The sequence below is a fragment of the Natronorubrum sediminis genome (genome assembly GCF_900108095.1).
Classification (GTDB): Archaea; Halobacteriota; Halobacteria; order Halobacteriales; family Natrialbaceae; genus Natronorubrum; species Natronorubrum sediminis.
This window is the reverse complement of record NZ_FNWL01000006.1, coordinates 102601-128267: the sequence shown is the minus strand read 5'-3', so window position 1 is coordinate 128267 and position 25667 is coordinate 102601. Positions and strand designations below refer to the sequence as shown.

Genomic DNA, 25667 nt, shown 5'->3' with positions numbered 1-25667 from the left:
ACAGTTCGGCCATGACCGACGTCGACGACATCGACCGGGCGATTCTCAAGATCCTCGCGGACGACCCTCGGACGCCCTACTCTGAGATCGCGAGGATTCTTGTCGACAAGGGGTACGAACTCTCAACGGAGGGTGTTCGAAAACGCGTCACGAAGCTCTTGGAGCGAACGTCGCCGTTTTTCTTGCTCGAGCCACAGGAACACGACTGGGAAATCGTTCGGCTCGCGATTTCTGTTACGGACGAACCCGGGGCGAAGGACGCTCTTCTCGACGAAATCGCCGAGATGCCGTTCTGGCTCGTCTGTAAGGGTATCGGAACCTACGACATTTACGCCGTCGCAACCGCCGTATCGAACGAAGATGTCGACGCACTCGTCCAGCGAGTCAAAGAGATTGATACCGTTGCTGACATCGAATTCTCGATCGAAACCAGTCGTGATACGAACGTTGACGATTACCTGACGCCGAGGCCCCCAGATGAGTCAACGTAACGCCGCCCGTCGTCCGTTTTCGTTGTGCGGTCTTTCGACTGTACTGTCTCGAGGTGGTTGATCGCACCGCGATTACTGCGAAAGCACGTCTTTCTCGAGAAGGTGATCGATCTCGCCGTCGTCGTACCCCTGCTCTCGAAGGATGTCGCGGTTGTGTTCGCCGAGGAACGGTGCGCGGCTTCGGAGGGAGACGTCGGATTCGGAGAGCGAAAGCGGCGTGGACGTCAGGGTCAATGTATCGTAGACCGGGTGATCGATCTCCTCGAAGACGCCAAGGTGTTCCATGTGGTCCATCTCCGCTGCTTCCTCGATCGTCTGATACGGCGCCGCGGGAATCCCGAGTTCGTTGAGCCGTTCGACCGCCTCCGTCACCGGCTGCTCGGCCAACCACGCTTCGAACTGCGAACAAAGGTGGTCCGCATCTTCGGCTCGGCCTTGTGTCGTCTGGTACTGCTCTTTTTCTAGCAAATCCGGTCGCTCGAGCAGTTCACAGTACGCGTGCCAGATCCGCTCCGAGTACAGTAGTAGCGCGACGGAGACGTACCCGTCGGCCGCTTCGGCCGCGCCGTAGAGCATATCCGGCTGGTAGTACAGGTTGCGTCCGCCTTTCCCGGGAACTTCCCCTAGATTGTTGTAGAATTCGTACGCTGCGTCGAGATTGTGTGATAGCGCCTCCAGTAGCGAAATTTCTACCTTCTGGCCGCCCGTCCTGTCGCGACCGATCAACGCGCCAAGTACGCTCACCGTGGCGCTGTACGCCGCAAAGTAGTCGGCAAGCGACGATTGTGACCGAATCGGCGGTCGGTCGTTCTCGTAACCGAGCATGCTCGTAAAGCCCGAAACGTGTTGGGTCATCGCATCCATCCCCGGTAGGTTGGCCATCGGTCCGGATTGGCCGTATCCCGTGATATGAACGTAGATGAGATCCTCGTTGATCGCGGTAAGGGTATCGTAGTCGACGTCGAGTCGCTCCGCGACGCCCGGTGGCCAGTTCTGGATGAAAATATCGGCTTCTTCGACCAATTCGTGCACGAGTTCACCACCCTCGTCGGATTTGAGGTCGACCGAGAGGGCGCGTTTGTTTCGGTTGAACAGTTCGAACCCCGGATTGTATGATTCGTCGTTGAGGGTTCGTCTGTGACTCCGATACATTTCTCCGTTCGGCGGCTCGATTTTGACGACGTCAGCACCGAGGTCGGCGAGAAACGTCGCACACAGCGGTCCAGCGATTACCTGTCCGCAGTCAATGACGGAGATGTCTGAGAGTGGCACGTGCATACAACTGTCACGGGTGATTATGTAGTTACTGGATCGATCTGACAGCATTTCGTTACAGCTGGTTTCGACGACCTCACGCCGTGTATCCTCGATTGTCACTTCTCTGGAAGCAACGTAATCACGACAAGTGCTATCCCGGCCAGTAAACCGAGCGAGAGGAACGCTTCGTCGAACAGATTTCGGTCGCCGGCCGCACCGAAGAGCGCGGGACTCACCGCACCGATTAGGAACGCGATCGAACGGATGATGCCCAATCCGGTTCCGCGAACGTCTTTCGGGATGTTGGTAAGTAGAAACGATTCGACGACCGTACTAATCCCGAGTAGCGCGCTGATCAGCGCCGTTATCATCACGAGAAGCCAGAAACTATTCACGAACGGAAGGAGACTGAGCGCGACACCCGAGACACTCACGACGATGAGCAGCGATCGTCGAGCACCGATTTGGTCGTACATCCCGCCCGAGAGCGGCTTGACTGCGATACCCAGAACGAAAAACAGCCCGAACAGCCCGCCCGCGAGCGACGACGACAGTCCTTTGATCTCGATCATGTAGATCGGATAAAATGCGGTGAACGCCTGCCAAATACAGAGTCCGAGCGTGTAGACGATCGCCCCTTTCACGATCACGGGTCGCCGAAGAACGAGAAACGTGTCCCACCTACGATTCGTCGTAGGACGCTCCACGGGGGCCCCACCATCAGTTCGGTCGTTCTCAGAGGACCTTGTGCCGTCTGTTCTCGTTGGAACGATCGCCCAGAGCGCGAGGCCGGTAATCAAAAACAGGGGAATCGCAAATCCGAATCCCATCTGCCAAGAGACTCCCGCCGCGAGCACTCCCGCGAGCGGTGGTAACACCGACTGTGCCGCGTCGGCCGACGCGGCCGTCGCCCCGTTCGCTGCACCAAGATGATTGGGATACAGACGCGTAAGAACGGTGTATCTGGCCACCGCGTAGAGCGCGATTGCGAGGCCGAATAACGCCGTCATGGCGAACAGTACCAGGACAGATCCCGCAGTGGTTACCAGAAACAACGTTGCGGCTGCCAACAGCGTACTGACGATCAAAATCGGCCGCTCACCGATCCGGTCTGCGAGGATGCCTCCGGGCAGCTGACCGATCGCGTACGCGACGAACAGGACGGTCACCAACAATCCGGCCGTAGTGAGATCGATGCCGTATGCCGTGCGAAGGTGGGGAAGCAAGACTGGATAGATCATTCGCGTTCCCATCGAGAGTCCCCATCCGACTGCGACGACGATCAGGACCTTTCCGCGACCGTCCATCCAGAGCGCTCGGACGCCCTCTTCGAGCGCTGAACGGCACCTACCTACTACGTTCACAATCATCTCCTTTACGAGAGACGACGATTAATATTCCGACCCGTTCTCGCGATACTCGAACCGGTTGATAGTTGAACGCGTCTCGGCAGACAGCACCAGCACGATAATCGGCGCTCGTGCGGGTTGACGTTCGTTTCCATCGAATTACTGCGTCTGAACCATGGGTTTACCCCGTGGAGCCACCGTCGGCGCGATCAGTTCAACATCCATCCCTGTACGATAACTGGCTTGGCGCGACAGTATACGACGCCTCGACCCACCTCCCCGGTTAGATTCGTTCTGCCTCTGTAACGCCGTGGGGAGGGTCGGCGGCGAGTTCCAACGAACGTTCAGCCACTATTGAACTATCGGTTACGTCGCCGGCAGGAAGTCGTCTACTAAGGCCCTACGGGCAAATTCCTCGTCCGCCTTCCCAATGGAATCGTGTTGCACTTGACCGTCAGCGTGTTATCGGTCGGCTTTCTCCTTCGGATCAACGTCCCGTCCGTTTTTCCCGTTCTGGGTAGCTTTCAGGACGACCGGATTCGCCGGGGCTCCCGTCGCTCGTTCGACGTGCAACGGAGCCGCAACGTACATGAGTTCGTAAATACCGTCTTCTGCACACTGGTCAGCCACGTCGCCGAGCCACAGTATCTCGTTGAGCGAGACGCCGAGGTCGCGTAGCAGTGCCGCGTGAAGTGGGATCGCGTACGTTTTGCCGTCAATAGTCTGGGCGAGCTTTTCGACCGCAATATTGTCAGCACCGATCATCGGAATCTCCATATCGTACACCCACTCGACGAGTTCCTCGCTGAACGTGAGACCGGGTTCCGCCTCAGGTCCCCACTCCGCCTCGGGATCGATTGCCCGCTCGACGCCACCGGTCCGAACGAGGACGATATCTCGCTCGTTGATGTCGACTCCCTGGGCGTCCGCCGTCTCCAGAAGATCTGATAGCGTGATCGATGCGCCGAGTTCGAGCCAGCCGTTTTCGTCGCCCATGTGACGACCGACGTCGAGTAGGACTGCGCGACCCGTGACTCCGGAGGCGGCGAGGGGTGCAACGCTTGCTTCCGAGTGTCCTTTGGTTTCCGTCACTTCGGTCGCGTTACCCTCCGCGTCGATGCCCGGGATCGGTTGATCGAATTCCTTGACCTCCGCCGTCGCCAGTTCGTCGTACCCGTTGTAGAGTTGGTCATCGTACCAAACGTGTCCGAGCGCGTCGATATGGGTCGTTCCGTGGAGGAACAACTGCGTGATGAACGCGTCGTCCGACGATTTGACCCCGGCGCGTGCATCGGAATCTTCGATCGTCGTTGCGTCGGCGGTGTTGTCCCGTCTTGCTGGCGTCCGCGGCGGATACAGTGCATCGCCGGCGTCTGCTGAAACCTCGACATCTTCGTCGACGACCGACTCCAGCGCATCGCCGGTCATCGGGACCTGAAGCGTATACTGCTGAATGTTTGCTGGACCGCCACGCATTACCGCTTGCATTCCGGCGAACGCTTGTTCGCTGTCGAGGAAGTTCAACGCCCCCACCTCGTCGTCGTTACCCCACCGGCCCCAATTATTCGGAAGCCCATCTAGCAACTCTTCGATGTTTCCCATCGATTCCGTTTGCCCCGCCGCCGTCCCGGCACCGAGTCCGGTTACGGCCATCGCGGCCGCTGCACCGCATCCTTTCATAAAATTTCGCCGATTTTCTTCGTTGTTATCGCACATACGTTCACTACTTATCTATGCGTATGTTTGTTATGTGGTCACATATATCAAATAGCGCACGAATACATTCGAATAGCATGAACTTACGCTATCATTTTATTCTACGAAACGAGGCACAGCGGAGCGTTGACGTTGTCATTCACGTACAGTGACCCGAGCTTACGTGTTGGCGAACGAATGAGTATACTATTTAAGTTCTTGCGTGTGAATAACACGTCTATGGACGGTTCAACAGGTGAGGTTCGTGTCTGATAGAGACACCGATTACTTCGACCGACTCGTCGATCTCGACGCACTTGAGGCGTTTCTCGAGACGCACCTCGGACCGGCGGCCACGTTCGAGGTCCACCGACACCCAGGCGGGCACTCCAACGAAACGCTGTTCATCACGTGGGGGGCAGAAGAGTTCGTTGTTCGGCGTCCACCGCCGGGGGAAACCGCAGACACGGCCCACGACGTGATACGAGAGTACACGGTACTCGAGGCGCTCCAAGATTCCGATGTGCCGATCCCAACGACGGAGGTTGCGTCGGAGGATCACGATATCATCGGGTCGGACTTCTACGTCATGGAGAAAAAGGACGGAGTCGTGATTCGAGAGGATGAGCCAGAGGAAGTGACCGACCCGTCGCAACGCCGATGGATCGGCACTGAAATGATCGACACACTTGCGGCCATTCACGGGGTAGATCACGAGAAAGTCGGCCTCGACGGATTTGGTCGCCCGGACGGGTTCACGCAGCGACAGGTCGATCGGTGGGAACAGCAGTACGACTGGGCGTTCGAGACCACGGCCGAAGAACGGGAGATACCCGAAGTTCACGAGTTGACCGACTGGCTCCAGAACAACGTTCCGACGGATCATCCCCACGCGCTGGTCCACGGCGACTACAAACTCGACAACGTGATGTTCGAACTGGGTTCGGAACCCAAAACCGTCGCCGTTCTCGACTGGGAGATGTCGACTATCGGGGATCCATTTACTGATCTCGGCTGGCTACTGTCATACTGGCCGGACGAGAGTGACGAAACGACCAAAGTCGGAACCGCGAAAGATGCGGCGTATTTGCTCCGAAACGGGTACCCCGCGCGTGACGAACTCGTCGAACGGTACGAATCGGCGACGGGATATACGTTCGAGAACGACCGATTTTATCGCGCGCTGGCGTACTACAAACTCGGCGGAATCGGCGAGATGTTCTTCCGCCGTCACCTCGAGGGGAACGCCGCCGACGATCGGTATCCGTTGATGGAGGAGCGCGTTCCGGAACTCGCTCGTCGGGCGCTTCGTATCGTCGAGGGATCCGAATAAGTGCGAGACGACACCGATTCACGATTCGGCCGATTCGGTGTGACGACCGTTTCGATTCACTGAATTCGAATCCGCGATCGGACGACTGGATCCGAGAGCGATCACGGTACCCTCGAGAACGTTCTCACCGGCCTCGACGACGTCTCAGACGTAGAGAACCACGGTCGACCGTTCGACGGCGACGTCGTAGGTGTCGACCGGCGGTTCGTCGCCGGCGAGGTCCGCCCCGTAGGTGCAGTCCTTCGAACAGTCCCCCTCCTCGAGCGTTTCGATAGTTACGTCGTACGTTCGTGTCCGGAGGTGAGGATTGAACACGGACTCGCCCGTCTCGATGTCGAACTTCCAGCCGTGCCACGGACAACGTAGGACCATCCCCTGCCGGGAGAGTTCGTACTCCCCCACCGCAGGGGCGGTCATCTCACCGGTCAACCGTCCTTCACAGAGCGGCGCCAGCTGGTGGGGACAGGCGTTCGCGATCGCGTACAGTTCGCCGTCGACGTTGAAAATACCGACCTCTTGATCCGACACCTCGACGATGGTGCGCGAACCCGGGGGGAGCTCCGCGGCCGGACAGACCTCGATCCGATCGCGAGACGTATCGTCACCGGTCATAGGCCGTACAGCTCAGCCGCGTTCTCGCGGAAGATGCGTCGCTCCAATTCCTCGTCCATGGGCGGGAACGCCAGACGCGGATCGTCGGCGTCCCAGTGGGGATAGTCGGACGCGAACAGGACGGTCTCCCGGGCGTCGATCATATCGAACATCTGTCGAAGGTGATCCGGATCGTCCGGTTCCGGCAGCGGCTGCGTCGTGACGCGGACATGCTCCGTGATGTACTCGCTCGGCGGCCGATCGATCCACGGCGTCTGTTCCCGGAGTCCGCGCCAGTCTTTGTCGAGTCGCCATCGAAGATACGGGAGCCACGAGAACCCGCCCTCGATCAACACCAGATCGAGGCCGAACTTCTCGAAGACGCCTCCAAGGAGCATGCTGGTGAGCTGTCCCATCAGGCTGGTGTTAGTGAGGGCGTGGCGCTCGAAATAACTCGAGGGGTAGCCTGCCGGAGTGTGTGGCGGGCTCGTCCCCATTCCCTCCGGACCGATATGCAGCGCGATCGGCAGGTCGTGTTTCGCCGCCGCCTCGTAGATGGGCCAGAGCTCCCGTCGACCGAAGGGGGTCCGACCGACGCTCGCCATCTGAACCTGAACGATATCGGGATGCCCGCCCAGCCGATCGATCTCCTCGGCGGCCCGGTTCGGCGCTTGCGGGGCGACGACGAGTCCCCCCTTGAAACAGTCGTCTGCCTCGAGCCAGTAGTCGACCAGCCAGTCGTTCTGGGCACTCGCGAGCGCTGCAGCGTAGTTCTCGTTCGGCGTGACGCCGAGGGTCAACATCCCGGTGGCGTTGAGGATCGCGTACTCAACGTCGTACGGATCGATGTGTTGCTCACGCATCAGATCCGGGTTGGAGCCAGCCGGGGCGCCCGACTCGGGGGCGGCGTCGTCGCGCATTAGCCCCACGGGACTCGGCCAGGGAGTACCGGGAACGTCGATTCCTCGCCCCTTCCAGTGATCCGGCAGGTACTGGACGACGTCGTCGGGATTCGCCCACATTTGGTGGACGTCACAGTCGATCAACCGGAGATCCGCTCTCGCGTCACCCGTCTCGCGAGAGTCGTGTGATGACATACCTCATATTCATCCTCTTCCGTTGTAAACATTGCTTCCGACGAAAACGAGAGCTCAATACCGTCCGCAGCGTCCGTCTACGTGCTTCACGAGTACGAGGCTGGACGTACTTCCATCCGCGAACTCCGGTGCCGTCGTCCGACTCCCGAAGTAGCGAGAATCGGTGCTCAGGTGAGTGCGCGACCGTTCTGCCGTACGAATTTCAGAGTGGTTCCTTCCCGTCGAGAATTCCGTAAGCCCGCTCGGCGAGTTTCGGAACGCGCTCTCTCATTCTGGGGTACGACTCGTTGTCGGCGTTCCCTTCGAGGTAGCGCCGGTACATCATCTCGCAAGCGCTGACCATCTTGAACGCGCCGAACGTTCGGTAGAAGCGCTGATTCCGAAACGTTCGACCAGTGCGCGTTTCGTAGCGATCGATGAGTTCTCGTCGGGACGGATACCCCGGCTGCATCTGAAGCTCGCTAGCGAATGGGTCGCCGTAGGACGGATCTCCGTCGTCGGGCCAGTAAACTAGGAACCAGCCGAGGTCCATCGACGGATCCCCTCGTGTCGACATCTCCCAGTCGAAGACGGCGACGAGTTCCGGCGGTGTCCCAGGCGCGAACATCACGTTATCCAGTTTGTAGTCGCCGTGGACCAGCGCGTGGTCGTACTCGTCCGGGACGTGTTCCCTGAGCCAGTCTGCGACGTCCCAAGCGAGGGGCACGGAACGCTCCGCGTCCGTGCGCTCGGTTGCCCACTCCAGTTGGTCGATCCACCGATCGACCTGCCGTTCGGTGTACCCGTCGGGATACCCCAGTTCCTCGAGACCGACCGACGCGGGGTCCAGGGTGTGTATGTCCGCAATCACGTCGATGAGCCGTTCAGAGAGCGTCCCTCGGAACTGCGGGGTCGCGAATCGATCGGGTTCCTCGTCCCTGAGAACGTCACCGCGACACCGCTCCATCAGGTAGAAGTCCGAGCCGATGACCGACCGGTCCTCACAGCCGGATACCGTCCGCGGGACCGGTACGTTCGTTTCCTGAAGGGCGTCTATAACCCGATACTCTCTGAGCACGTCGTGTGCGGAGTCCGCCGTGGATCCGGCAGGCGGACGCCGAAGGACCAGGTCTCGATCGCCCCACTCGAGAAAGAGCGTTTCGTTGGAGTGGCCTTCCCGGTGGTACTCGATCTCGAGGTGCTCCGCGGGACCGAGCGTTCGTTCGAGATAGCGACGTAACGCGTCTTTGTCGATCAGTCGGTCGAGGTAGTCAGAGTTTCCCATGCGTAAGTGGTGATGGCGTTCGTATTCGGCCGACTACGCCTCCAGCTCCGAACGTTTGATCTTCCCGCTCGAGGTCTTGGGGAGTTCGTCGACGAACTCGATATCGCGGGGGTACTCGTGTTTCGAGAGTCGCGATCGGGCGAACGACTGCAACTCCGACGCCAATTCGTCAGAAGTCGTCGCCGAAGGCGATAGTGCGACGATCGCTTTGACGATACTTCCTCGAGTTTCGTGTGGCGCCCCGACGACCGCAACCTCCTCAACGGCGGCGTGTTTCAACAGCGTTTCTTCAACTTCCTCGGGTCCAATTCGGTATCCGGCGGAGATGATCACCTGGTCCGCACGTGAGACGTACCAGTAGTAGCCGTCTTCGTCGCGTCTGGCGAGGTCGCCGGTCCGCCACCATTGGCCGTTGTAGGCGGAAATCGATTCCTCCGGATGGCCCCAGTAACCGCCGGTCCGAGCGTGTTCGTCGCGCTCGACCACGATTTCGCCGATTTCACCGGTATCGACCTCGGCACCGTCTTCGTCGAGAAGTGCTACTCGGTAGCCGGGTATCGGTTTACCCATGCTGCCGGCCTTTATCTCCCAGTCGGGGAACGGATAGTTCGCCACGACCATTCCCGACTCGGTTTGGCCGTACGCGTCGAGCGGTCGCGTTCCGAGCTCGTCCCGACACCACCCGACGGTCGTTTCGTCAAGGGACTCGCCGGCGGAGACCAACACGCGGAGGTCGACGTCGTACTCTGCGGGCGAAACGGACGACGCTCGAAGCTTTCGTAGTCCCGTCGGCGGCACCATCGCGTTCGTGATCCCGAACGCTTCGAACGTCTCGAGAAGTTCTTCGGGGTCGAACGGGCCGCGATAACACCCGGCAGCGGTTCCGCGTAACCCGGCCGCGAGCATTCCGACCGTGAAGCCGTACGACCACGCAGGTGACGCGGCGACGAAGTACCTGTCCGTCGGTTGCAGATCAACTACGTGCTCGAAGAAGGTGTGGATTCGAATCGTCGAGCCGTGCGTCGAGGGGCACCCTTTCGGTTGCCCCGTCGTGCCGCTCGTATATTTGATGGCGTAAACGTCGCTCGGGTGACTTTCGACGGACTGGAATTCGCTCTCTGACCGATCGATCGGGTCGTACGATTCGAGCTCGACCCCGTCCGGTCGGTCGGTCGGATCGATACCGTCCGTCCCGTCGACGACGATTACCGTCTCGAGAGCGGGTACTGCCTCGCCGTCGAGCTTGGAGACGTGTTCGCTCGTCGTCATCAGCACTGATGCGCCGGAATCGGCCAATCGATACTGCAGCGCCTCGGGACCGAACAACGGCGCCAGCGGCACGTACACGCGTCCAGATTTGATGACGCCGTAGGCGGTAGCGTAGAGTTCCAGTTGTGCGGGGAGCATCGCAGCGACCCGATCGCGTGGTTTCGCGGTCGAATCGAGATAGTTTGCCACTCTGTTCGCAGCGGAATTGAGTTCCGAAAACGTGTACGTCTCGCTCGTTCCCGTCTCGAAGTCTCGCAATCGAAGACCCGTCTCCTCAGAATCCCCGTGACGACCGAGGGCTTCCTCGGCAACGTTCAACGAGCTTTTATCACCTACTGTGACCAGTTCGTCCCAACAGCGGTCACTATCGTACAGTTCCCTAACCGACTCGTAGACGCTTTCGTACGTCATGTTATGCTCGAGAAATACGGCCGGATACGATTTCGCGCGTTTCCGAGATGATCGTCTCCGCGAGCTCCATCAATCGATACGTATCTACCATACTGGTAGATATTGACACTCGCATATAACACTAAGGGTTGGGGACCGCCGGGACGAATCGGCGCGATCGATTATCGAACGTCCTCACCCGTAGATCGTGATCAGAATCACGCCGACCACGACGACGAGCGCTGCGGCGCCGACCGTCCACGTCACGCGCTCGAGGCGCTGGGACAGGAATACAGACGAAAGTACCACGACGAACAGGGTATTCGTAACGACGATTGGGACGACGACGCTCACCGGTGCCAATTCAAGGCCGACGTAGTAACCGAGGAGAAAGAGCGTACTGGCGATCCCAGCGAAGACGAACCAGCGCGTATCGTTCGAGCGGAGGCTCGAGCGGTCGGGGGTCGCGTCGTGCCACCGAAGGTAGAGCCAGAAACAGCCCGTCGCGACTACCGTTTTAACTGCGAGACCAACCGGCGCGGGCGTCCCTTCATTGAACCCCCAGTTCGCGAAAATCGGCTCGAGACCGAACGCGAACGCGCCGACGAACGGGATCGCGATCCCGAACGCCAGCTCCCGACGCGACAGCCCGTCGGGGTTCTCGCGCCCGGTCTCCCAGGCGATGACGGAGACACCGAGGACGATCAACACGATGCCGACCGCGTGGATCGGTGAGAGCGATTCATCGAGGAACAGGACGCCAAGCACGGACGCGATGAGCGCCCACGAGGCGATGATCGGCGCTGTTCGACTCGCACCGATGCGCTCGATGCTCGTGTAGAGGAAGATGCGCCCGAACATCGTTCCCGACAGTCCGGCGGCGATAAACGAGAGCCACGACACTCGCGTCAACCCGTAGTCGGGGTAATAGAGAACGGCGACGAGGGGAACCAGCGCGATCATATTGACGGCGATCACGATGATGACGGCGTCGTAGGCGGTCCCGTCCTCCGTTCCGATCCGAACGAAGATAGTCTGCGAGGCGCTCGCGATCGCCGCACCGAGGGCGAGCACGACCGCGAGGACGTGGGTCGATTCGAACATGCGTCTCGTCTGCTGGTAATCGCCCGGATCGGCGGCTACGAATGGTTCGCCGGCGCCGCCGGATGAGGGCCCGTACGAATCTCCTCGTACGTGTATCGCCCCGTCTTCGCTACTCGGTTCGTTCGGCGAGTCGCGCCTCGAGGAGCCGCTCACGACACGCGTCCGGCGAGCCGAGGAAGTTCCGCCAGCTCTTAGCCTGTTTCAGATAAATGTGGCCGTCGTGTTCCCACGTGAACCCCGTTCCGCCGTGGTTCCAAATATCGTCGCCGAATACGCGATGGAGTCGATCGGCCGCGTACGCCTTCGTCGACGCAGCGGCCCGCGACGCCTCCGGTTCGTCGTTGTCGATGGCCCAGGCGGCGTAGTAGACCAGCGACCGGGCGCTTTGCATATCGATCCACATATCGGCGGTGCGGTGTTTGACCGCCTGGAACCGGCCGATCGGATGTCCGTACTGCTCGCGTTCGTTTCCGTGTTCGACGGAGCGTTCGACCGCACGGTCGGCGGCACCGACCAGCATCGCACAGGCCGCGACGTGGAACCGATCGAGCGCGTCCACGAGCGCGGTGCCACCGCCGTGAGCGGGACCGAGCAACGCCTCCTCACCGACCGTGAGTTCGTCGAAGCTGAGCTCGCACATCGGACGCGTCCAGTCGAGGCCGTCGAGCCGTCGCGTCTCGAGGGCCTCGTGGTCGGTCTCGACGACGAACAGCGAGATCCCGTCGTAGTCGTTATTATGCCTCGTCCGCGCGGCGACGACGACCGCATCGACGGTGTCGCCGTACGGTACGAGCGTCTTCGTTCCGTGCAGTCGGTACCGCGTATCGTCGTCGTCGACCCGATCGGCTTGCATCCGGATCGCACCCGGCAGCGATTCGGTTTCGTCGTCGTACACTGCAACACTCATTCGACAGTCGCCGTCGGCGATTGCCGGGAGGTACGTCGAACGTTGCGTCTCGCTGCCGAGTTCGGCGAGCAACGGCGCAGCGATCGCCGCCGTTTCGGGAAGCGGTCCGGGCAACGCGTAGCGACCGGCGACCTCGAGCAGCGCCGACAGATACACCATTCCTTCGCCAAACCCGTCGTGCGCTAATGGGACGGTGATCGCCGTGTAGTCGAGGTCGGCGAGCTCGTTCCAGAGTTCGTCGACGACGATGTCGTCGCCCTCGAGTTGTCTCCTCGCGAGTTCGATGCCCCCCTCCGATTCGATGAAGTCGCGTGCCGTCTCCTGTACGCGTCGTTGTTCTTCGGTTAGTCGTGCGTCCATGATCACTCACCTCGGTGGCTCGTTTTGCTCTTGATATCCTTCGGCAGGCCGAGCACGCGCTCGCCGATGATGTTGCGCTGGATGTCGCCGGTTCCGGCGGCGATCCACGATCCATACGATCGAATGTAGCCGGTGGTGACGTCGAACGCCTCGTGGCCGTTCTCCCAGAGCGCCGCACCCGGCCCTCGAACGTCGACGGCGAACTCGAGGAGGTCGTGGCGGAGCTCGTCGCTGACGACCAGATCCATCGACCCCTCCGGACCGGGCGTTCCGGTCTCGACTTGCTTACTCACGTTTCGGAAGTGACTCGTCTTCGCGGCTTGGATCCGCGCGTCGAGGTCGGCTAACTCCTGTCGGATCCGTGGATCTTCGATCAGCGGCGCGCCGCCCCGCGTCTCCTCGCGACAGTACTCGAGGAGGTCGAAGTAGCGCTGTTCGATGGTGTAGATCGATGTCATCCCGTGTTCGATCGCCGACAGCGTCATGACAACGTCCCAGCCTTCGTCGACCTCTCCAACGACGAGGTCGTTCGTTGTCACCGCGCCGTCGAAGTAGACCTGGTTGAAGCTCCGGTCATCGTTCGCCTGATGGATCGGTTCGGTGCTGATCGCGTCTTGGTTCATATCGACGAGGAAGGCAGTCAGTCCCTCGTGTTTCGTCCCTTCGGTATCGGTTCGGGCGACCACGAAACACCAGTCGGCGATGTGTGCGTAGCTGGTCCAGATCTTCTGACCATCGATGATCCACTCGTCACCGTTGCGTTCGGCACGAGTCATCAGCGCCGCGACGTCCGAGCCGGCGTTTGGCTCGGAGTACCCCTGGCACCAGATCTCCTCGGCACTGAGGATGTTCGGCACGAACCGTTCTTTCTGCGATTCCGTGCCGACCGCTATCAGCGTCGGTCCGATGAGGTTGATGCCGATGAGGTTGATCTGTGGCGGCGCGTCGATCCGTGCCATCTCTTCTCGGTAAATGGTCTGTTCGATCAGCGACGCCCCGCGACCGCCGTACTCCTCGGGCCAGTGAACTCCCGCCCAACCGTCTTCCGCGAGGGTCCGCTGCCAGTCTGTCAGAAAGGCGACGCGCTCCTCGTCGTCGTCCGGAAGCTCCCGGTCGCCCTCGATCCATCCGTCCGGTGCGTTCGCCTCGAGCCACGTCCGTAGCTCGTCTCGAAACTGCTCCTGCTCAACCGTGTAACTAAAGTCCATTGTCGCTTTCTCTCGTCCTCATACCCATTTGAGGATGGTCTGTCACATAAATCATATCATAAAAATTTTGTTATTATTTCCGCGTAATCGTGCGACTAGCATTCGAACAGTTTCAATCTCCCAATATAAACGGAACCGGTTGGAAATCTCCATTCTCGAGGTTTCTGTACTCTCTATATCCATAGGTCGGCTCGTGTTTACTCCGCATTGGTTTCTATTGGATGTGGTAGAAACAATATTGCAATTGTCACTGTAGTCGCGTTCCCTGTCTAATTATGGAGCGAAAATCCGGCCACAATCTGTCGACGAGCAATGGCTTAGTCGGTGGAAGGTTGGGGCTGCGGCGCTGAACGAAGGTACGTGCTCGCCAGCAGTGACGCGATAAGAACGACGCTGCCGACCTGGACGACGAACGGACCAACCATGGCGGCCAGCGCCAAAACGAAGTAGCCCACGCGACGGGGCGGTCCGAGGACGTGTCGACCGTCGAAGCCGGTCATCGAGATGACGAGCGCACCGACGCCGGTGAAGACGAGCACTGACACGACGAGAGTCTCAGGGAACGACCAGTAAATCAGGCTGTCGTTGGCGACAAACGCGAAGGGGATGACGAAACCGGGTGCACCGACCCGCAGCGCCTGCTTACAGGAGACGAGAAAGCCGACGCCCGCGATCTTCGAGCCGATTGCGACGGAGATGGCCACCGGCGGCGTGATCGCCGAGAGCATCGCGAAGTAGAAGACGTACATGTGTGCGGTAATCTCCTGAACGCCGAAGGCAATCATCGCGGGAGCGACGAGCACCACCACGAGAATGTAGGCCGCCGGGGTCGGCATCCCCAGTCCGAACAGAATGCTCGCGACCATCGCGAGCAACAGGAGAACGACGAAGACGCCGCCCGAGAGCGCGATCATCTGGGCGCTGATCTTCTGGGTGAGGCCGGTCTGGGTCAGCATGTTAATCACAACACCGAGCGAACCGAGGATGCCAACCAGCGGCGCCATTTCGACGGCTCCCTGTTTGAGCCCGATTGCCGTTTGCTTTGTTGTTGCAACGAGCGTGTTCATCGTGATCCCATCGACGAACAGGTTTCGGACGTACATGGTCGCTACGAGCGTGAGGATCGTATAGAACCCGGCTCCCAGCGGTGTTAGACGCATCACCACTAGCGTGTAGATCAGCACAGTGATCGGCACCAGGAAGTGAATCCCCTCCAAAAGCAGTGAACGATCGAACGAACCGGTTTCGGACGCGGTCCATCCGTGTTTGAGAACCAGCATGTGTGCTGCGAGCATCGCACCGAAGTAAAACAGGACGGCGGGAATGACTGCCGCCTGGATGATAACGAAGTAGGAGACACCGAGGATGTCTGCCATAAGAAACGCGGCGACGCCCATTACTGGGGGGAGGATCTGGCCACCTGCCGAGGCAAATCCCTCGATTGCAGCGGCGAAGTCGCCCCGGATCCCCTGATCTTGCATCATCGGAATAGTGAAGCTGCCAGTGGTCGCGGTGTTGGCCGCGGCGCTGCCCGTGATCGATCCCATTGCCATGCTGCTGACGATGGCGATGTGAACGACCCCGCTTTTGAGCACCTTTCGAATTTCCTGGGAAACCCTGATGATGAACTCCATCAATCCGAACGCTTTCGCCATTCCTGCGAACATGATGAACACCGCTACCCACGTCGCGCCGACAGTGAGGATAAAGCCGTAAGTCCCCGTGAGCGAGATCGCCCCCTCGCGGCTGATCTGCTCCCAGTCCATTCCTGTGTGTCGGAACAGTCCGGGGAGGTGCGGCCCGACGAAGTTGGATGCGTACAGGACGGAGAGGGCTACGACCCCAGCGACGACCTTCCCGTAAGCGCGCCCGGTGGCCTCAGTAACGAGTCCAATGATGACGAGTCCAACGTACAAATCGGTCTGCGTCCAGCCGACCATCCGGGCCTCGTGGAGCAATCGATCGTAATGGAATTCGACGTAGCCGGTGGCCGCGATGGCGATGATGGCGAGCAACAGACAGATCGCAGGAGTAGCTCGCCGGTAGACGGTACCGATCCGCCGCCGGTACGGTCCGCCGACGGCCGTCAGTCGATCGTCGAGCAGCGACGGTGGCTCGTCAGTCGATGCTTGCTCTGTGGCCGCCGAATCAGTTGTTTCCGTGACGTCCGTTGTCTCCGTAACGCTTGTTGGATCCGTCCCTTCGTCGGTGATGTGTTTCTGGGCTTCGACGAGATAAAACAGTGCCAGACCGAGACCGAGGAAGATATTCGAGTACCGAAGCTCGTCAACCGGCAATCGCCAAGCATAGGTGAGCGTGGTCAACGTTAGCGTTGCCCCGAGGATGAAAATGACGCCGGCCAGCACGCGCTGGGGCGTCATCGATGATCTCGACGGTAACTGATAAGATATCATGTGTGCTGGTAGTGTCGCGGAGTGGGTCTACTACTCGTCCGCGCGGCCGCCTTCGGCTTGGTCCCAGACGCCGAGTTCATCCTCGAGGAAGTCCGCAGCAGCCGGGTGGAACGGGACATCCGGGAACGTCCAATCGACCCAGTGTTCGGGATCCTCGTGATAGACCAGTTGGTCGTGGATTCCGCCGAAGTCGTCGCGAGCGTCCCACATTGCCGACAGTGCGTCGTATAGGGTGTCGTAGTCGACGTCGTTGCGAGTGACGAAATTGTACGAGTTCCCCGGACTCCGCATTGGTTGGTCGTCCGGGTATGACGCGTAGCCGTCTAAGTCACCCGCATCGATCTCCATGATTTCGATCATTGGGTCGTCCTCCATCTCGTCGAGAGCGTCCTCCGGCCATTCCATGATGTGAAGATCGACCACGCTCTTTTGCTCCTCAGCGTACGCACCCTCTAGTTCGAAATTCACGATTGGAACAACGCCGACGTCAAGTGCTCCCTCCTGGAAGGGTCCTGTTTGCTCGGTAAAGTCGACGCTGACGTCATCGTAGTCGTCAACAACGTAGTCGAGTGCCAACTCGAGATTGTCTCTGGTCCCGGCACCTGTCTGTGTCGGAGCCACGCGCGTGTCGGAGTCGATATCTTCGATCGATTGTAGATCCTCGTCTGGTGTAATGAAAAGCCATGGCGTGGTTAGCCAGTGGCACACCTCGTTGAGTTCGAATCCGAGGTCGTCGAACGGCTCATCTCCTTGTGTAACCCGAGCCGCATCGAAATTCTGCGTGTACGCTACCTGCGCCTCGTCACGGTCCAGTCGACCCATGTTCGCTCCCGTTCCTTCTGACGGTCGGACCTCCATGTATAGGTCATCGGTGGCGTCGTTGACAGTGGGTGCGAGGCCCTGAAGCGAGACCGTCGTAGCGCTGCCCTCGGACGTCGTCGTCCAGATGAGTTCCTCTTCGTCGCCCTCTGGTCCGTTCTCCAGTTCGTCCAGTTCGTCGGGGTCATCTTCACCGATGCAACCAGCCAGACCGACTACACCCACTCCAGCCGCCGCTAAATACGATCTTCGTCCTAGCACCCTGTGTGTCATACGCTATCGAGAACCCCACTTAGCTTCAATATATGCTAATATTCTATGAGTATTGTTCTTGGAAATATACGCCTCGTTCTCCGATATCGACTGACATACTGGTGTGCAAGTCGAAAATATGAGTGTACAACTGATAATTTCGGCGCTTCTATCCAGATGGCCCGAAAATTGTCAGTTCACGAGTTACGCCGAGGAGTTCAGCCGGATAGCAGAGTCAACGCAACCGCGCCGGAATACATCGTGACGGATTTGGCGAGCCGATCTAACAGCGCGGAGGGTGAACATAAACGACGGGAGAAGTTGCCGTTGCAGCGTCTCGGGGAGTCACAAGACACCGGACAAGCCGCGGCTCACGGAGAACCGAGAAGAACAGCTCACGTTTCAGCGCGGAGATGAATCCGGCAATATCCACCATCAACCACCGTTTGTCGGCACGGCTAGATATTCGGTCGACTGTGGTCAACTCACCGAGCGGGGCAACGAAAGCGGCCCAGCGGATCGCTACTCCTTGACGGCGCCGCACTCGAGCAGTCGGTCGATCTGCTCGTCGCCGTACCCTAGCTCAGCGAGTACCGTCCGGGTGTGCTCACCACGGGTCGGCGGCCGGTCGCCGATATCAGGTCGCTCGCCGTCCAACCGAAACGGCGGTGCTGCCGTCGTGACCTCGACGTTGCGATGGAGGTTGTACGTGTCGGTCAGTAACTCTCGTGCTTCGGCCTGCGGATCGTCGTCGACGATTTCGTCGATGGTCTTGATCGGTGCGGCGGTAACACCGGCATCGACTAGTACATCGATCAGTTCGTCTCGGCACCAGTCTTCGAACTCCTCGTCGAGAATTTCCCGCAGTTCTGATCGGTTCTCCCACCGATTGGCCTTTTGTCTGAATCGATCGTCGGTTGCCAAATCTTCCCGATCGATTGCCCCACACAGCCGCTGGAAGAAATCGTCGTCGACGACGGTTAGGTAGATCTCCTCGCCACCCGCCGTGTCGAAGCCGCCGTTGGGCGCGCTGCCGCCGAACTCGTAGCCGGCCTCGTCCGGATATTCGCCCGTAGCGTTGTAATGAGCGATCCAGTAGCCCATGTACCAGACTGCAGTGTCGAACAGTGAGACGTCGATGTGCCTACTCTCGCCCGTCCGATCGCGTTCGCGCAGGGCAGACGACACGAGGAATGCAGCGTTGAGTCCAGTTCCGTAATCTATGAGGCTGGCACCGATCCTGATCGATCGATCGTCCGACGGACTCACCGTCGCCATCAGTCCCGAAATCGCCTGTACGAGTGGGTCGTATGCTGCCCAATCCGATCGTGGTCCGTCCTGGCCGTAACCCGTAATCGAACAATAGATTACATCGTCGTTTTCCGCACGTACCGATTCGTAGTCGAGGTCGAATCGCTCTAAAACGCCCGGGCGGAAGCTCTCGACAACGACGTCCGCGTTCGCCGCTAACTCGTGGGCGATCGCTTGCCCGTCCTCAGTCTTGAGATCGAGACAGATGCTTTGTTTGCCACCAAGGTTCGCGGAAGCGAACATCGCCCCGTCTATGAGGTCTCGAAACTTATCGCCGTCGGGCGGCTCCACTTTGACGACGTTCGCCCCTTGCATTCCAATAAACTGTGTCGACAGCGGTCCCGCGACGGACTGGGTCAGATCAAGTACGTCGACATCAGTGAACGCCTGCATGGTCGCCTATTCAACACTATCAATAATAATGATTCACGTTGGTTTCAGATTTAGGAGTCTCGCTACCTCGATGGCAACGCCGACAACGAAACGCACTCGATGATAGAAGAGCGAGTTCCGCAAATTGCCGAACGAACGAGGGGAATTTTTGAGGGCGAGGGCCGCTGTAGACTACCATAACGCAGTTAGCCTCTCTCGGTCGTCGTCCGTGTTACCTTCTCTCGTATGCACAATGTTTACTTTCCCCACGTAGAATCCGCGCTCATGTCCAGCAGCGATCAATCGAGCGCGTTCGAAGACGGTCCAGCGTCCGAACTCATCCGAGAAACAGCGCGTGACATCGCCGACTTGTACGACGACGAGTACTGGCAGGCTGTCAACCACGAGCAGGTTGAACCGACGGAGTTCTGGCAGGACTGTGCTGATGCCGGCTTCCTCGGCGCCGCCGTTCCCGAGGAGTACGGCGGAGAAGGAATGGGTATCCAGGAAGTGACGACGATCGTCCAGACGTTTGCCGAAAACGGCTGTATGGGGACCGGCATGCTTTGGGTCGTTACCCCGGTGTTCGGTTCGATCACGCTCTCGCAAAACGGAACCGAGGAACAGAAAGAGCGCTATCTCCCGAAACTGGCGAACGGCGAGATGAAGTTCTGTATGGCTCTCACTGAACCCAGGGCGGGTCACAACACGTTGAACCTGGATACGTTTGCCGAACCGACCGACGATGGATTTGTCGTTAACGGCACGAAGCAGTGGATTTCCGGGGTTGATCGGGCAGATAAGATGCTTCTCGTCGCCCGGACGAAACCTGAGTCCGAGGTCGAGCGCCGCACCGACGGCATCACGCTCTTTCTCGCCGATCCGAGCGACGACGCCGTCGAGTATCACCCCCTCGAGACCGGCATTCCGGCGCCCGAAACACAGTACGAAATCCACTTTGACAACTACCACCTCGACGAGGACGCCGTCATCGGAGAGCAAGATAACGGCCTCTACCAGCTGTTTGAGACCGTCAACCCGGAGCGGCTCGTCGGCGCAGCGAACGCCGTCGGCGCGGGCAAGTGCGCCCTCAACCGGGCGATTGAGTACGCCAACTCACGGGAAGTGTTCGACGCGCCGATCGGCTCTCATCAGGCGGTCCAACACCCCATCGCCGACGCGTGGTCGAAACTCGAGGCGGCGGAACTACTCGTTAGGAAAGGCGCCTGGACGGTCGACAACGGCGGCGAAGCCGGCGCGGCGGCGAACATGGCGAAGCTCCGCGCGACAGAAGCCTGCTACGAGGCCTGTGACGTCGCCGTCCAGACCCACGGCGGTAACGGTCTCAGCCCCGATTACTTCGTCGTCGACCTCTGGAAGGCCTCGCGACTGGGGCGGATCGCCCCTGGCTCGAGTCAGATGATGCGCAACTACATCGGCGAACGGGTGCTCGGACTGCCGCGATCGTACTGACTGCTCCGAACAGGGGACAGCACCGGAGATTGATTACTTCTGGTACTGCTCGTACTCGTCACCGACCTCCTGACGGAGAAGCATCGCCGCGAGTGTCTTGCCCTGGCGGTCGGTCCGGAGTGATTCGCTCGCGCCACCGTCTAACGCGCCGTGGAGGACGAAGTTCAACCCCTTCATCTCGGGGAGGACGTATCGGTCGACGCTCTCGGCGCCCGGTTCCTCGAGAAATTCATCGAAAACTCGGGCGACATAGGTCTCCGTCAGTAGATCACGGAGGAATGGATAGTCGTCGCCGTCGGTGGCGATGATGCCAACGTTGGCCTTGTTTCCTTTGTCGCCCGAACGGCCGTGTGCGACGTCGTAGAGTCTCATGCGCCGGTCACCTCGACGATCGGCTCGAATGCAGACTTCGGAACGAGCACGGGGTGGTAGGCGAACTTCGGGGTCGGTGAGGATCGACCTGGATTGAACATCGTCACGCTGGGCGGCCCGCCGAGGCCTAGATTCGCGAACAGGCTGGCAAACTCGTAGCCGTCTCCCTTGTTCGGCGTTTCGATGGCGATTCTGGCGACCACCTCTTCGGGCTCGCCGGATGCCGTGCCGTCGTGGAGTGCGTCGACCCCGAAGGACTCGGTTCGGAACCGGTCGTACTCGATACCGCGTTCGTCCGCCCGGTTTCGGATGTACTCGAAAGCCCGGTTCGCCTTTGCCGCCGCGTTCGGGTTCGCGTAGACGACGTCGCTTCGGACGGTAAAGCCGTCGCGGTAGTGGAGGCTCGCTTTGTAGGTATCCGTCGGTGCGGTGCCCGTGACGTTTTCCACCGCGACCCGTTCCTCGCCCACCTGCTCTAAGCGGACGTGCTGAAAATCCGCTACGACGTCCGGACCGTAGTAGGCACCCGGATCCGCGACCTCGTACAGCAGCTGCTCGCCGACGGTGTCGGGCGTCACCAGCCCGCCGGTGCCCGACGGCTTCGTGATGACGGTAGAGCCCTCCGCCTCGACCTCCGCGATTGGAAAGCCGATATGCTCGAAGTCGATGCCCCGCCAGTCGCCTAGGAAGTTGCCCCCCGTCGCCTGGGCGCCGCACTCGATGATGTGACCGGCGATCAGGCCTCGAGCGAGTCGGTCGTACTCGTCGCGGTCCCAGCCGTGTTCGTGGATAAGCGGCCCCAGAATCAACGCAGCGTCGATCACTCGGCCGGTGATCACTACGTCGGGGTCCGCCGCCAATGCCTCGGCGACGGGAAAACCGCCAAAGTAGGCGTTCGCCGAGACGACGTCCGGATCCGTGGGAAGCGCCTCGCCGGTGTCGGCGTGGCGAAGGCGTTCGTCGTCGAACTCCTCGATCCGGTCGCGAAAGTCGTCGCCGGAGACCGTCGCGATCGTCGGCTCGAGGCCCCGTTCGTCGGCGACCGACGCGACGGCTTCGCGACACGCCTGCGGATTTACCCCGCCGGCGTTGGCCAAGATCGTCACACCGCGGTCCATCGCCTCGGTCAAGATGTCGTCTACGACCGACGGAAAGTCGGTCGCGTACCCCTTCTCGGGATCGTTCTCCTGCTGGCGGACGAGAACCGTCATCGTCACCTCCGCCAAGTAGTCCATCGTCAGGTAGTCGAGGTCCTCAGCGTGCTCGAGGACGCGACGCGGTGCCTCGTTGTCGTCTCCCCAGAAGCCGGCCGCGTTGGCGATTCGAACGCTCACAGTAACTCCCCCGCGATGATGTTCTTCTGGATTTCGCTCGTTCCCTCGCCGATCTGGTAGATTTTTGCGTGACGGTACTGGCGTTCGACGGGGTAATCACGGGTGTACCCGTTGCCGCCGTGGATCTGGATGGCATCGCTGGCGACTTCTTCGGCAACTTCGCTGGCGTAGAGTTTCGCCATGCTCGCGAGTTTCGTCGGTTTCTCCCCGTCATCGAGTCGGGCACCGGCATCGAGGGTGAGCCGGCGTGCGTTCTCGACCTTGACCGCCATCTCGGCGAGTTTGTGGCGGATCGCCTGAAACTCCGCTATCGGCTGGCCGAACTGCGAGCGATCGGAGGCGTACTCGAGGGCGTGCTCCAAACAACCTTGCGCGATTCCCAGCGAGGAGGCGGCGATACCGACCCGCTCGGCTTCGAAGAACTCCATAAGCTGGTAAAAGCCGCGGTTTTCCGCTCCGACGAGGTTCTCTTCGGGGACTCGAACACCGTCGAACCGCAACTGGGCCGTCTCGCAGGCGTTCCACCCCATCTTCTCGATCTCGGAGTCGACGACCACGCCGTCGCGATCGGTTTCGATGAGGAGAGCCGAGATGCCGCCGGCACCCTCTTCGCCTGTTCGGCACAGCGTCAGGATAACGTCGGCGATCGTGCCGTGCGTGACGAAAGTTTTGGTGCCGTCAATGACGTACTCGTCGCCGTCCTTGTGTGCGCTGGTTTCGATGCTACTGGCGTCGCTGCCATGATCGGGTTCCGTGTTCGCCATCGCCGTGATGAGTTCGCCGGTCGCGACGCCAGTCAAGATCCATTCCTTTTGTTCCTCCGAACCGTACTCGGCGATCATCCGGGTGCCGAAGGCCGTACCCAGGGCCGCCTTGATACCGGCGTCGACGCGGGCGAACTCCTCGGCGACGAGCGCGCTCTCGAGGACGCCCATCCCCGGTCCGCCGTAAGCCTCCGGGATCTCGACGCCGACGAGTCCCGCCTCGACCGCATGCTCCCAGACATCTCGAGGCCAGGTCCCGGTCTCCTCGGCCTCGCGGGCCACAGGAGCGATTTCGGTCTCGGCGAACGCCCGCGCCGTCTCCCGAACGGCGCGCTGTTGTTCGCTAAGCGTAAAGTCTACCATGGACAGCAGTGACATATAGACTTGCGCTAATATAGCTACCGCTGTTTTCCGTCCGCACAGGAGCAGTGCTCGTCCGACAGGCACCCTGAGTAGGTCATCGACGCGTCGACGAACTCCTCCTCATAGTGTCACACTGACCGACAGAATTTTGATTCTGTATACGGTCGTCAATCTATGACAGATCAATCGATAACACACACCACAGGTGGTGAGTTGCGCGACCCTCGAATAACGCGCGTGACGGCTGGTGATATCGTTCGGCGTGCCGGTAATCGACGACCCGACAAGGACGCGTTCGTGGTTCCGGCGACCGACGAACGAGTGTCGTTTGGGGAGTTCGACGACCGCGTTAATCGCGCGGCGAACGCGTTCCTCGAGTCGGGACTGGCGTCGCGAGACAGGCTCGCGATCGTCGCCGCGAACTCCCTCGAATTTCTGGAAGCGTACTTCGGCGCGCTCAAAGCGGGGCTCGTCGTCGTTCCGATCAATCCCGAGATCACGACCGACGACGTCGGCTACGAACTCGACCACGCGTCAGTCGACGCGCTGGTCGTCGAGGACACGTACTATCCGAAATTCGAGGGCGTGTTCGAGGAGCGGGACCTCGAAACGCTCGCTGTGATCGAGTGGAGCGACGAGGGGACGGTTCCGGTGCCGGAGTTCCGTGCGTTTGCGAGCGAGCACGACGCCGCGGAACCCGAGGTGGAACTCGAGGGCTCGGATCTCGCCCAGATCATGTTTACTTCGGGGACGACGTCACGACCAAAGGGAGTCTGCCTCCCTCACCGAGCGTTGCACGCCGGGTCGATCAACAACGTCGTCGGGGGCGAGGTATCCCGAAACGACGTCAAGTGCGGACTCTTGCCGATGTTTCACTGCGCGATGCTCTCGCAGGTCAAGGCCGTATTGCACGTCTCCGCGCGGATGGTGATTCTCCGGGGCTTCGAACCGAACCAGTTCCTCGAGTGCGTCGAAACCTACGCCGTGACCGACGTAACGCTCTTGCCGTCGATGTACACGGAACTGCTGGCCAGAGACGATATCAGGGATCGCGACCTCTCCTCGCTCAGGCGGTGTACGTACGCGATGACGCCGATCGGAAACGAGACGCTTGCGGAGTGCATCGAGGTCTTCGGCGCCGAGTTCAGCCTCGGTTCCGGTCAAACCGAAGCCTACCCGCCGACCTGTACCTACCACCCCGAGTGGCAACTCGAGAAGGAGGGAAACTACTGGGGAACAGCACTGCCGAATACGGATATCGCGATCATGGATGACGACGGTCAGTTGCTCTCCGATGGCGAGGTCGGTGAAATCGTCTACCGCGGGCCAAACGTCATGGACGGCTACCTCGAGAACGAAGAACGAACTAGGGAGGCGTTCGCCCACGGCTGGTTTCACTCCGGCGACGTGGGTTACTTCGATGAGGACGGCCTGCTGAAGTTCGTCGACCGCAAGACGGACATGGTCAAGACCGGCGGCGAGAACGTCTCGACGCAGAAAGTGGAATCGGTGCTGCTCGATCATTCCGACGTGGACGAAGTCGCCGTCGTCGGCATCCCTCACGAGCGATGGGGCGAAGCGGTGACCGCCTTCGCCGTCTCATACGGGGACGACCCCGATCCGGACGACGTCCTCGAGTACGCCCGCGGAACTCTCGCCGGTTTCGAGACCCCGAAAGCCGTCGAGTTTCTCGCAGAGTTGCCCCAGACGGCGACCAGCAAAGTACAAAAACACGTCGTCTCCGAGAATCACGAAGACTACTACCGTTGAATGGCACACACGAGTACGTCGGCAGCGAAACGCCGATCTGGGGAGTCCACCAACCGATCACCGACGGTACACTTTTGGAATCGGCCCGAGTTGTACGACGATGATGCG

At 60.2% G+C, this 25667-nt stretch carries 20 protein-coding genes; 4 read left to right on the top strand and 16 right to left on the bottom strand.

Translation table 11 applies throughout. The features are described from left to right. Positions 1-11 precede the first annotated feature (11 nt). Positions 12-491, top strand: a complete 480-nt coding sequence (locus tag BLW62_RS18100) for an Lrp/AsnC family transcriptional regulator (protein WP_090508429.1) — start codon at positions 12-14, stop codon at positions 489-491. Between the two features lie 72 nt (positions 492-563). Here the strand turns inward: BLW62_RS18100 and BLW62_RS18095 are convergent, their stop codons facing one another. From BLW62_RS18095 to BLW62_RS18085, 3 genes are all read right to left on the bottom strand, one after another. Further along, complete coding sequence (locus BLW62_RS18095; protein ID WP_175459803.1) at positions 564-1769, bottom strand: CaiB/BaiF CoA transferase family protein; 1206 nt, start codon at positions 1767-1769, stop codon at positions 564-566. A gap of 95 nt (positions 1770-1864) precedes the next feature. Beyond that, on the bottom strand, positions 1865-3055 hold the full coding sequence (locus BLW62_RS18090; protein WP_245726753.1) for an MFS transporter: 1191 nt from the start codon (positions 3053-3055) through the stop codon (positions 1865-1867). A 504-nt stretch (positions 3056-3559) separates the two neighbouring features. After that, entirely contained in the window at positions 3560-4813 is a 1254-nt protein-coding gene (locus tag BLW62_RS18085; protein ID WP_281246660.1) for a cyclase family protein, read from the bottom strand. A gap of 244 nt (positions 4814-5057) precedes the next feature. Here BLW62_RS18085 and BLW62_RS18080 point away from each other — a divergent pair, with 244 nt between their 5' ends. After that, a complete protein-coding gene (locus BLW62_RS18080) occupies positions 5058-6125 on the top strand; it encodes a phosphotransferase family protein (RefSeq protein ID WP_090508425.1) in 1068 nt (355 codons plus the stop codon). A 144-nt stretch (positions 6126-6269) separates the two neighbouring features. On the opposite strand, the gene BLW62_RS18075 is transcribed toward BLW62_RS18080, so the two are convergent. The 10 genes from BLW62_RS18075 to BLW62_RS18030 form a co-directional block, all read right to left on the bottom strand. Further along, a complete protein-coding gene (locus tag BLW62_RS18075) occupies positions 6270-6737 on the bottom strand; it encodes a Rieske (2Fe-2S) protein (protein WP_090508424.1) in 468 nt (155 codons plus the stop codon). After that, positions 6734-7813, bottom strand: coding sequence for an amidohydrolase family protein (locus BLW62_RS18070; RefSeq protein ID WP_090508423.1), 1080 nt, complete (start codon positions 7811-7813; stop codon positions 6734-6736). The genes BLW62_RS18075 and BLW62_RS18070 overlap by 4 nt, the downstream gene beginning before the upstream one ends. A gap of 202 nt (positions 7814-8015) precedes the next feature. After that, positions 8016-9077, bottom strand: a complete 1062-nt coding sequence (locus BLW62_RS18065; protein WP_090508422.1) for a phosphotransferase family protein — start codon at positions 9075-9077, stop codon at positions 8016-8018. Between the two features lie 33 nt (positions 9078-9110). After that, positions 9111-10757 (bottom strand): acetate--CoA ligase, encoded by a 1647-nt coding sequence (locus tag BLW62_RS18060; protein WP_090508421.1) that lies wholly within the window; start codon positions 10755-10757, stop codon positions 9111-9113. Positions 10758-10931: 174 nt separating this feature from the next. Continuing rightward, the gene (locus BLW62_RS18055; RefSeq protein WP_139305432.1) at positions 10932-11840 is read right to left on the bottom strand and encodes a DMT family transporter; all 909 of its coding nucleotides are present in this window, start codon (positions 11838-11840) and stop codon (positions 10932-10934) included. 109 nt (positions 11841-11949) lie between these two features. Continuing rightward, positions 11950-13107: an acyl-CoA dehydrogenase family protein gene (locus BLW62_RS18050; RefSeq protein WP_090508419.1), complete on the bottom strand. Its 1158-nt coding sequence runs from the start codon at positions 13105-13107 to the stop codon at positions 11950-11952. Between the two features lie 2 nt (positions 13108-13109). Beyond that, positions 13110-14315: an acyl-CoA dehydrogenase family protein gene (locus BLW62_RS18045; RefSeq protein ID WP_090508418.1), complete on the bottom strand. Its 1206-nt coding sequence runs from the start codon at positions 14313-14315 to the stop codon at positions 13110-13112. Between the two features lie 317 nt (positions 14316-14632). Then, positions 14633-16696: a TRAP transporter permease gene (locus tag BLW62_RS18040; RefSeq protein WP_175459802.1), complete on the bottom strand. Its 2064-nt coding sequence runs from the start codon at positions 16694-16696 to the stop codon at positions 14633-14635. A 63-nt stretch (positions 16697-16759) separates the two neighbouring features. Beyond that, complete coding sequence (locus BLW62_RS18035; protein ID WP_175459801.1) at positions 16760-17773, bottom strand: TAXI family TRAP transporter solute-binding subunit; 1014 nt, start codon at positions 17771-17773, stop codon at positions 16760-16762. A 549-nt stretch (positions 17774-18322) separates the two neighbouring features. Continuing rightward, a complete protein-coding gene (locus BLW62_RS18030) occupies positions 18323-19504 on the bottom strand; it encodes a CaiB/BaiF CoA transferase family protein (protein WP_090508416.1) in 1182 nt (393 codons plus the stop codon). 264 nt (positions 19505-19768) lie between these two features. On the opposite strand from BLW62_RS18030, the gene BLW62_RS18025 reads away from it, so the two are divergent. Continuing rightward, the gene (locus tag BLW62_RS18025) at positions 19769-20956 is read left to right on the top strand and encodes an acyl-CoA dehydrogenase family protein (RefSeq protein WP_090508415.1); all 1188 of its coding nucleotides are present in this window, start codon (positions 19769-19771) and stop codon (positions 20954-20956) included. A 33-nt stretch (positions 20957-20989) separates the two neighbouring features. On the opposite strand, the gene BLW62_RS18020 is transcribed toward BLW62_RS18025, so the two are convergent. From BLW62_RS18020 to BLW62_RS18010, 3 genes are read right to left on the bottom strand one after another with little or no spacing between them, the layout of a single operon-like run. Next, a complete protein-coding gene (locus tag BLW62_RS18020) occupies positions 20990-21328 on the bottom strand; it encodes an AtuA-related protein (RefSeq protein ID WP_090508414.1) in 339 nt (112 codons plus the stop codon). Beyond that, positions 21325-22662 (bottom strand): acyclic terpene utilization AtuA family protein, encoded by a 1338-nt coding sequence (locus BLW62_RS18015; RefSeq protein WP_090508413.1) that lies wholly within the window; start codon positions 22660-22662, stop codon positions 21325-21327. Before BLW62_RS18015 ends, BLW62_RS18020 begins: the two co-directional genes overlap by 4 nt. Beyond that, positions 22659-23789, bottom strand: coding sequence for an acyl-CoA dehydrogenase family protein (locus BLW62_RS18010; RefSeq protein WP_090508461.1), 1131 nt, complete (start codon positions 23787-23789; stop codon positions 22659-22661). Before BLW62_RS18010 ends, BLW62_RS18015 begins: the two co-directional genes overlap by 4 nt. A 174-nt stretch (positions 23790-23963) precedes the next feature. Between BLW62_RS18010 and BLW62_RS18005 the strand changes: the two genes are divergently transcribed. Then, entirely contained in the window at positions 23964-25559 is a 1596-nt protein-coding gene (locus BLW62_RS18005; protein WP_090508412.1) for a class I adenylate-forming enzyme family protein, read from the top strand. The last annotated feature ends 108 nt before the right edge of the window (positions 25560-25667 follow it).

Coding starts and splice junctions, on each gene's coding strand:
- BLW62_RS18100 (WP_090508429.1), top strand. CDS start 12: ATGACCGACGTCGACGACATCGACCGGGCGATTCTCAAGATCCTCGCG.
- BLW62_RS18095 (WP_175459803.1), bottom strand. CDS start 1,769: ATGCACGTGCCACTCTCAGACATCTCCGTCATTGACTGCGGACAGGTA.
- BLW62_RS18090 (WP_245726753.1), bottom strand. CDS start 3,055: ATGGACGGTCGCGGAAAGGTCCTGATCGTCGTCGCAGTCGGATGGGGA.
- BLW62_RS18085 (WP_281246660.1), bottom strand. CDS start 4,813: ATGTGCGATAACAACGAAGAAAATCGGCGAAATTTTATGAAAGGATGC.
- BLW62_RS18075 (WP_090508424.1), bottom strand. CDS start 6,737: ATGACCGGTGACGATACGTCTCGCGATCGGATCGAGGTCTGTCCGGCC.
- BLW62_RS18070 (WP_090508423.1), bottom strand. CDS start 7,813: ATGTCATCACACGACTCTCGCGAGACGGGTGACGCGAGAGCGGATCTC.
- BLW62_RS18065 (WP_090508422.1), bottom strand. CDS start 9,077: ATGGGAAACTCTGACTACCTCGACCGACTGATCGACAAAGACGCGTTA.
- BLW62_RS18060 (WP_090508421.1), bottom strand. CDS start 10,757: ATGACGTACGAAAGCGTCTACGAGTCGGTTAGGGAACTGTACGATAGT.
- BLW62_RS18055 (WP_139305432.1), bottom strand. CDS start 11,840: ATGTTCGAATCGACCCACGTCCTCGCGGTCGTGCTCGCCCTCGGTGCG.
- BLW62_RS18050 (WP_090508419.1), bottom strand. CDS start 13,107: ATGGACGCACGACTAACCGAAGAACAACGACGCGTACAGGAGACGGCA.
- BLW62_RS18045 (WP_090508418.1), bottom strand. CDS start 14,315: ATGGACTTTAGTTACACGGTTGAGCAGGAGCAGTTTCGAGACGAGCTA.
- BLW62_RS18040 (WP_175459802.1), bottom strand. CDS start 16,696: ATGACGCCCCAGCGCGTGCTGGCCGGCGTCATTTTCATCCTCGGGGCA.
- BLW62_RS18030 (WP_090508416.1), bottom strand. CDS start 19,504: ATGCAGGCGTTCACTGATGTCGACGTACTTGATCTGACCCAGTCCGTC.
- BLW62_RS18025 (WP_090508415.1), top strand. CDS start 19,769: ATGTCCAGCAGCGATCAATCGAGCGCGTTCGAAGACGGTCCAGCGTCC.
- BLW62_RS18020 (WP_090508414.1), bottom strand. CDS start 21,328: ATGAGACTCTACGACGTCGCACACGGCCGTTCGGGCGACAAAGGAAAC.
- BLW62_RS18010 (WP_090508461.1), bottom strand. CDS start 23,789: ATGGTAGACTTTACGCTTAGCGAACAACAGCGCGCCGTTCGGGAGACG.
- BLW62_RS18005 (WP_090508412.1), top strand. CDS start 23,964: ATGACAGATCAATCGATAACACACACCACAGGTGGTGAGTTGCGCGAC.